The sequence below is a fragment of the Mesorhizobium sp. M7A.F.Ca.CA.002.15.2.1 genome (genome assembly GCF_003998715.1).
Lineage (GTDB): Bacteria > Pseudomonadota > Alphaproteobacteria > Rhizobiales > Rhizobiaceae > Mesorhizobium > Mesorhizobium ciceri.
This window is the reverse complement of the sequence record NZ_RZPI01000247.1, coordinates 1-7,227: the sequence shown is the minus strand read 5'-3', so window position 1 is coordinate 7,227 and position 7,227 is coordinate 1. Positions and strand designations below refer to the sequence as shown.

Below are 7,227 nucleotides of genomic sequence, written 5' to 3'. Positions count from 1 at the left end.
GTTCCAGCGACTCCTTGGGCGGCAGTGCGATGCGCACGGCCAAGGCCACAGCCAACGTCGCTGCCGGCGCGGTCATGGTCGCCGCCCGAGGTGCTGCGTCGCTCGCCGCTTCCGTCATGGGCAAAGGCGGTTCGAAAGCCAAAGCGAAGGCGAAATAGCCGCGCTTCGGAGGCTGGTTTTTCTATCCCTTGGCCGGGATGGTCAGGCCTTTTTGCACCGCCGGCCGCGCCAGGCCGCGCTCCAGCCATGTTCCCAGATGGGCGAAATCGTCAAAGCCGACGAGTTCGCGTGCTTCGTAGAATCCGATCAGGTTGCGCACCCAACCGAGCAGCGAGATGTCGGCGATGGTGTAGTCATTGCCCATGATCCACTTGCGCCCCTTCAGCCGGCCGTCGAGCACGCCGAGCAGTCGCTTTGACTCGTCGCGATAGCGCTCCAGAGGGCGTTTGTCGGCGATTTCGCGGCCGGCGAATTTGTGGAAGAAGCCGACCTGGCCGAACATTGGCCCGACCGAGGCCATCTGGAAGAACACCCACTGGATGGTCTCGTAGCGGCGCGCGCCATCAATGGGCATGAGCAGGCCGGTCTTTTCAGCAAGGTAGAGCAGGATGGCGCCGGATTCGAACAGGCCGATCGGCTGGCCGTCCGGGCCGTTGGGATCGATGATCGCCGGTATCTTGCCGTTGGGATTGAGCGACAGGAATTCCGGTGTCCAGCTTTCGTTCTGGCCGATGTTGACCCAATGCGGCTCGTAAGGAAGGCCGAGTTCCTCCAGGGCGATCGATATCTTCACCCCGTTCGGCGTTGTCGCCGAATAGAGCTGGAGCTGGTCCGGATGCTTGGCCGGCCAACGCGTTGCGATCGGAAAGGCGGACAGGTCTGCCATGGAAACTCCTGGATGAGGATTCGCGCCGAGCGGCGCGGTTTTGGCGGGTCGGCCAAGGATTAGACGCGGCGCACGGCACGATCAATATGGCGGCGAAGGGTTTCATCGTGCACGGACAGTCAACGGAATGGCCTGCCTGGGGCAGATCCGCCCGCCCCTTAGATCAGGCAGCCTTGAAGGCCAGCACGGCATTGGTGCCGCCGAACGCGAAGCCGTTGCTGATCGCGGCGCGCACCTTGCGCTCGCGCGGCACATTCGGCGTGACGTCGAGGTCGCAATCGGGATCGGCCTCACGAAAATTGGCCGTCGGCGGCACGATGCCTTCGCGGATCGCCATCACGCAGGCGATCATCTCCAGCGCACCCGATGCGCCGAGGCAATGGGCGTGCATCGACTTGGTCGACGACACCGAAAGCTTGTAGGCATGGTCGCCGAAGACGCGCTTGATCGCTGCCGTCTCGATCTGGTCGTTGGCCTTGGTGCCGGTGCCATGGGCATTGAGGTAGTCGACATCCTCGGGATTGAAGCCGGCATCGGCCAGGCAGGCGCGCATGGCCGCCGTCGGCCCTTCGACGGTCGGCGCGACAATGTCGGAGGCGTCGGCGGAGAGGCCGGCGCCGGCGACCTCGGCAAGGATGGTGGCGCCGCGCGCCATGGCGTGCTCATACGTCTCCAGGACCGCCATGCCGGCGCCCTCGCCGAGTGACAGTCCCTGGCGGTCGGCCGAGAATGGCCGGCAGGTGTCGGGCGCCAGCACGCGCAGTGCTTCCCAGCCCTTCAGGATGCCCCAGACCAGCGGCGCATCGGTGCCGCCGGCGACCATCACATCGGCGCGGCCAAGTCTGATCTGGTCGACAGCCGAGGCGATGGCGTGGTTGGACGACGAACAGGCCGAGGTGACGCCGAAGACCGGGCCGCGCAGGCCCAGATTCATGCTGACATGGCCAGAGGCCGCGCTTGGCATGACCTTTGGCACGGTGAAGATGCCAGCGCGGTTCTTGCCCTCGACCAGTATGGCGCGATAGCTCTCTTCGATCGCCTCCCAGCCGCAGACGCCGACGCCGACGACGGTGCCCATCCGATAGGTGGTGGCTTCAGTCGAGACCAGGCCGGCGTGCTGCATGGCTTCCCTGGCTGCGATCGTCGCCAGCAGGCTGAAGCGGTCCATCGACACGGTCTGCTTGCGGTCGATGCCGTGATCGGGAAGCGTCTTGATTTCGCAGCCGACCTTGACCTTCAGATCATGCAGTTGGGGACTTGTGATCTGGCCGATGGCCGAGCGGCCGGCGCGCATCTCGTTCCAGATCGCGGGCGCGCTGGTGCCGAGCCCGCAAATGCCGCCCATGCCGGTGATGACAACGCGCTGCCGCATTCAGTTCAGGCTTTTTTCGCGATCAGCGCGCGCACAGCTTCGACCATGTCGCCGACGTTCTTCAGATTGCTCCAGGCGTCGACCGTGTTCATCTCGATCTCGATGCCATACTCTTCCTCAAGATCGAAGATAATCTCCGTCAGCTCGAGCGAATGGATGCCAAGCGAGGTCAATTCGGTGGTGGTGGTGATTTCTTCGCCGCCCGGCTCGGCATGAGCCTTGATCTTCGCGATGATATCCGTTGCCAGCTGGTCGGCCATTCGGTTCCTTCCCCACTATCTCGCGTTTCCCGACGCCGACTGAGCAGCGCCCCTTTTTCTCCTGGTATCAAGCCGCCGTCGTCGTTTAATACCCCCGCCAAGCGCAGCATGACCGTACCAAGGTGGTTCCCTCTATAGAAACCGAAACGTTGTCAAGCAACAAGCTATATCGAACTCCATATCGACAAAGCCGCCGGAGTGCTTAACGTGCAGGCATGGATATGGGCGAACATGGCGGGATTTCGACGCAGCGCGTTGCGGGCGTGGCGCGGCTTTCCTGCGCGCTTGGCGAGGGCCGCACGCGCCTGCGGCGCCTCTATCAGGACGGCGCCGCCAAGATAAGAATGCCGGCCGTCTCGGCCGATCCGCTCGAAGCGGTGCTGATCAACACCGCCGGCGGAATGACGGGCGGCGACCGTATCGCCTGGGACGTGGATGTCGGCGCGGCCGCTTCGGCATCGATCACCACGCAGGCCTGCGAGAAGATCTACCGGGCGGCATCCGACCATGCCGAAGTGCGGGTCAATTTGTCGGTAGGCGAAAACGGCCGCATCGCCTGGCTGCCGCAGGAAACCATCGTCTTCGACAGGGCGGCCTTTGCCCGTACGCTCAACGTCGAGCTTGCCGTCGGCGCCGAGGCGCTGGTGCTGGAAGCCGCCGTCTTCGGCCGCCTGGCGATGGGCGAACGCGCCACGCAGGGCAACTTCCATGACCGCTGGCGTGTGCGTCAGGATGGCGCCCTCGTTCATGCCGAGGATTTCCGCATCGGGCCCGATATCGCCGCAACGCTCGATCGCCCGGCGGTTGCCGGCGGCGCGATCGCGGTGGCGACATTGCTTCTGGTGTCGCCGCGCGCCGAAGCCCTGCTCGATCCGGTTCTGGAGATCGTCGGCGACCAGGGCAGCGCCAGCGCCTGGTGCGTGAAGAAATCTGGCAAGCTTCTTGCGAGGCTCTACGCCGGGGATGGCTACCGACTGCGCCAGCGGCTGGTTCCACTCGTCGAATTGCTCAACGGAAGGGCGGGGTTGCCCAAATTATGGTCACTATAGGCCTGCCTCTACCAATCCAGGGAAACGCATGAACCTGACGCCGAGGGAAAAGGACAAGCTGCTGATCGCCATGGCGGCGATGGTGGCGCGCAAGCGGCTCGAACGCGGCGTCAAGCTCAACCATCCGGAAGCGATTGCGCTGATCACCGATTTCGTCGTCGAAGGCGCCCGCGACGGCCGTCCGGTCGCCGAACTGATGGAAGCCGGCGCTCATGTCGTCAGCCGCGCGCAAGTCATGGAAGGCATCGCCGAGATGATCCATGACGTGCAGGTCGAGGCGACGTTTCCCGACGGCACCAAGCTGGTGACCGTGCACGAACCGATCCGTTGAGGAGGACAGGATGCTGGAGCTGCGTCCCAACTGCGAATGCTGCGACAAGGACCTGCCGCCCGAGGCGACGGATGCGCTGATCTGCACCTTCGAGTGCACCTTTTGCGCCGGATGCGTGGAACAGGTGTTGGGCGGCATCTGCCCCAATTGCGGTGGTGGTTTTTCGGCGCGGCCGATCCGCCCGGCAGCGATGCTGAAGAAATATCCTGCGTCGAGCAAACGCGTACTCAAGGCCGAAGGCTGCGGCCCCCGCAAGGCGGCGTGAACACCAGACCGAGCAAAACGAAAGGCAAACAGAATGATATCCGCCAAACGCCTCTGCCTGTCGGCGATCCTGCTGCTGGCCGCCGCCCTGCCGGCCTATGCCCATGTCGGCCTGGGCACCACCTCCTCCTTCACGGCCGGCTTCATGCACCCGCTCTCCGGCCTCGATCACATGACGGTGATGATCGCGGTCGGGCTGTGGGCGGCGCTCAAGGGCGGCAAGGCGGTTCTTGCCTGGCCGGCTGCCTTTGTCGGCGTCATGGTGGTCGGCGGCGCGCTGGGCATGCTGCATATGCCGCTGCCCTTCGTCGAACCGGGCATACTGGCATCGGTCGTGACACTCGGACTGCTGGTGGCGCTGGCGATCGATCTGCCGGTCTCGGCCGGCGTCGCCATCATCGGCCTGTTCGCACTTTTCCACGGCCACGCGCATGGCACCGAGGTGCCGGAGAATGCCGGCGGGCTTGAATACATGGCCGGCTTTGCCACCGCCACGCTGTTGCTGCATGCCACCGGCATCGCCACCGGTCTCGGTCTCGGCATCCGGTTTCGTGGCCTGGCCCGCGCTGCCGGTGCCGCCTGCGCGGCGATCGGCATCGGTCTCGCCTTCGGCATCGTGTGAGGGTGACCATGATCCCCGGTGAAATCATCACGGTGGGCGGCGACATCGAGCTCAACAAGGGCCTGCAGACCGTCACCCTGAAAGTCGCCAACAGCGGCGACCGGCCGATCCAGGTCGGCAGCCACTACCATTTCTTCGAGACCAATGAGGGGCTGAAATTCGACCGTGAGCGCGCCAGGGGCATGCGCCTCGACATTGCCGCGGGCACGGCCATGCGCTTCGAGCCGGGCCAGGAGCGCGACGTCACGCTGGTGCCGCTCGGCGGCAAGCGCGAGGTCTACGGATTTCAGCAGAAGGTGATGGGCAAGCTGTGAGATCTTCCGGCGCGCTCAGCTCAGTTCGATGGCTTGGCCGCGGCGTAGATGACGATCTTTCCGGGATTGTCGAATTCGACGGCGAGGACATCCTGCGCCTGCACGCGCCGCGATTCGATGGCGTTGAACAGCAGCGCGTTGGCCTCGATCTCCTTGCGCAGCTCCGTAATGTCGTCCTGATGCTGCTTGACCTTGGCCTCGATCTCCGGCGGCGGGCCGCCTTCGCTGCGCGCGGCATCGGTGAGGAACACGATGTCGACCTTGTCGAGCTTGGATGTCTTGCGCACCGTGCCGATGTTTTCACGCGTGCGGTCGATCGCCGTGTTGACGTTGCCGGCCTCAGTGTTGGCCTTGGCCTCTTCCTGCTTGACCTGCGAGCCGACGATGCGATTGACGGTCTCCGTGCTTTCCAGTCCTTGCGCCTTCAGTCCGGCAGCAGCACCAGCCGCCGCCAGGAACGTCATGGCGGCGACTGCCTGCATTCTGGTCGAGAAAGAAGTGATCGCCATCGCTCGCTCCTGAGAGAAATCGTTTCGGGGCGCGGGTTAGCGCGAAAAGAACAAAACGAATCCCGCCCGGCGAAGGTTCCTTTCCCGATGCGGCCGGCCGGCCGGATGCCGGCCCGCCATGCCGTGGCGTCAGCTCGCCTTCTTGGTGATCAGGGTCAGTGCGCCATTGGGTTCCATACTGGCTGCGACCACCTGCGCCGAGGTCATTCCCTTGGCCTCGAGCGCCGACTTGACCTTGGGTGTGGCGTCGATCGAGCTGCGCAGTTTCTTCAAGCCGTCATCGCCGCGCTGGGCGATCACCTGGTTGACCTGCGTCTGGGTGTCCTTTGGCAACTCGGTGATGTCGACGATGTTGACGCTCTGGATCGTCGGCACCGCGGGCTGAGCCTGGGGCGTGGCTGGAGCAGGCGTTGCCGGCGCCGGAGCGGGCTGTGGCGCGGGTTGCTCCTGGGCACTGGCGGCGCCCGCCAGCATCAGGCTGGCGGCGGCGGCAAGAACTATCGTTTTGCGCATGGATTTTCCTTTCCATCGATTGGCAAACGGTCGGTCTGGGGTGACGCCCTAACCTCAACCGCCAAATGGGATCAGAAGGTGTCGCCCAGCAGGTCATTGCGTGACCATAGGATGGCAGCAATGTGCAGCCGCGCTTCAATCCAACCGCATTTCGGCAAACCGCATTTCGGGAGCAATCGCTGATGGCCAGAATTACCCGCGCCGCCTACGCGCAGATGTACGGCCCGACGGTCGGCGACAGAGTACGGCTTGCCGACACCGAACTGTTCATCGAGGTCGAGAAGGATCTCACCATCCATGGCGAAGAGGTGAAATTCGGCGGCGGCAAGGTGATCCGCGACGGCATGGGCCAGAGCCAGGTTTCCAGGGCGCAAGGCGCCGTCGATACCGTGATCACCAACGCGCTGGTGATCGATGCCAGTGCAGGCATCTTCAAGGCCGATGTCGGGCTTCGCGACGGGCGCATCGCGGCCATCGGCAAGGCCGGCAATCCGGACACGCAGGATGGCGTCACCATCATCATCGGCCCCGGCACCGAGATCATCGCCGGCGAAGGCAAGATCCTGACATCAGGCGGCTTCGACGCGCATATCCACTTCATCTGCCCGCAGCAGATCGAGGAAGCGCTGATGTCAGGCATCACCACCATGCTCGGCGGCGGCACGGGCCCGGCGCACGGCACGCTGGCCACCACCTGCACGCCGGGGCCATGGCACATGGCCCGCATGATCCAGTCCTTCGACGCCTTTCCGATGAACATCGGCCTGTCGGGCAAGGGCAATGCCTCGCTGCCCGCCGCGCTCGAGGAAATGGTGCTGGGCGGCGCCTGCTCGCTGAAGCTGCACGAGGACTGGGGCACGACGCCGGCGGCCATCGATTGCTGCCTGTCGGTCGCCGACGATTACGACGTGCAGGTGATGATCCACACCGACACACTGAACGAATCCGGCTTTGTCGAGAACACGGTCGCCGCCATCAAGGGCCGCACCATCCACGCCTTCCACACCGAGGGCGCCGGCGGCGGCCACGCGCCCGACATCATCAAGGTCTGCGGCCTGCCCAACGTCATCCCGTCCTCGACCAATCCGACGCGGCCCTACACGGTCA

The 7,227-nt window shown here is 64.6% G+C and carries 11 protein-coding genes; 6 read left to right on the top strand and 5 right to left on the bottom strand.

The features are described from left to right. Nucleotides 1-181: 181 nt before the first annotated feature. The 3 genes from ENZ74_RS15630 to ENZ74_RS15620 all read right to left on the bottom strand — a co-directional run bounded on the left by ENZ74_RS15630 (nt 182) and on the right by ENZ74_RS15620 (nt 2,518). Complete coding sequence (locus tag ENZ74_RS15630) at nt 182-886, bottom strand: glutathione S-transferase N-terminal domain-containing protein (protein WP_063169760.1); 705 nt, start codon at nt 884-886, stop codon at nt 182-184. A 163-nt stretch (nt 887-1,049) separates the two neighbouring features. Continuing rightward, nucleotides 1,050-2,258, bottom strand: coding sequence for a beta-ketoacyl-[acyl-carrier-protein] synthase family protein (locus ENZ74_RS15625; RefSeq protein WP_063169759.1), 1,209 nt, complete (start codon nt 2,256-2,258; stop codon nt 1,050-1,052). Between the two features lie 5 nt (nt 2,259-2,263). Beyond that, a complete protein-coding gene (locus ENZ74_RS15620; RefSeq protein WP_013528393.1) occupies nt 2,264-2,518 on the bottom strand; it encodes an acyl carrier protein in 255 nt (84 codons plus the stop codon). Nucleotides 2,519-2,739: 221 nt separating this feature from the next. Here ENZ74_RS15620 and ENZ74_RS15615 point away from each other — a divergent pair, with 221 nt between their 5' ends. Genes ENZ74_RS15615 through ENZ74_RS15595 form a run of 5 tightly spaced genes read left to right on the top strand, consistent with a single transcriptional unit; the run spans nt 2,740 to nt 5,098 of the window. Beyond that, the gene (locus ENZ74_RS15615; protein ID WP_082826622.1) at nt 2,740-3,567 is read left to right on the top strand and encodes an urease accessory protein UreD; all 828 of its coding nucleotides are present in this window, start codon (nt 2,740-2,742) and stop codon (nt 3,565-3,567) included. Nucleotides 3,568-3,595: 28 nt separating this feature from the next. After that, complete coding sequence (locus ENZ74_RS15610) at nt 3,596-3,898, top strand: urease subunit gamma (protein ID WP_013528395.1); 303 nt, start codon at nt 3,596-3,598, stop codon at nt 3,896-3,898. Between the two features lie 10 nt (nt 3,899-3,908). Then, nucleotides 3,909-4,163 carry a DUF1272 domain-containing protein gene (locus ENZ74_RS15605; protein WP_027161066.1) on the top strand — a complete coding sequence of 85 codons (255 nt, stop codon included), beginning with the start codon at nt 3,909-3,911 and terminating at the stop codon, nt 4,161-4,163. A 33-nt stretch (nt 4,164-4,196) separates the two neighbouring features. Beyond that, nucleotides 4,197-4,784 (top strand): HupE/UreJ family protein, encoded by a 588-nt coding sequence (locus tag ENZ74_RS15600; RefSeq protein WP_063169757.1) that lies wholly within the window; start codon nt 4,197-4,199, stop codon nt 4,782-4,784. 8 nt (nt 4,785-4,792) lie between these two features. Beyond that, nucleotides 4,793-5,098 carry an urease subunit beta gene (locus ENZ74_RS15595; protein ID WP_013528398.1) on the top strand — a complete coding sequence of 102 codons (306 nt, stop codon included), beginning with the start codon at nt 4,793-4,795 and terminating at the stop codon, nt 5,096-5,098. A gap of 20 nt (nt 5,099-5,118) precedes the next feature. Here the strand turns inward: ENZ74_RS15595 and ENZ74_RS15590 are convergent, their stop codons facing one another. Then, nucleotides 5,119-5,607: a hypothetical protein gene (locus ENZ74_RS15590; protein ID WP_027161068.1), complete on the bottom strand. Its 489-nt coding sequence runs from the start codon at nt 5,605-5,607 to the stop codon at nt 5,119-5,121. Between the two features lie 129 nt (nt 5,608-5,736). After that, on the bottom strand, nt 5,737-6,120 hold the full coding sequence (locus tag ENZ74_RS15585; protein WP_063169756.1) for a hypothetical protein: 384 nt from the start codon (nt 6,118-6,120) through the stop codon (nt 5,737-5,739). Between the two features lie 179 nt (nt 6,121-6,299). On the opposite strand from ENZ74_RS15585, the gene ENZ74_RS15580 reads away from it, so the two are divergent. Beyond that, nucleotides 6,300-7,227, top strand: a 928-nt coding sequence (locus ENZ74_RS15580; RefSeq protein ID WP_164761046.1) for an urease subunit alpha, incomplete at its 3' end; no start/stop codon positions are given.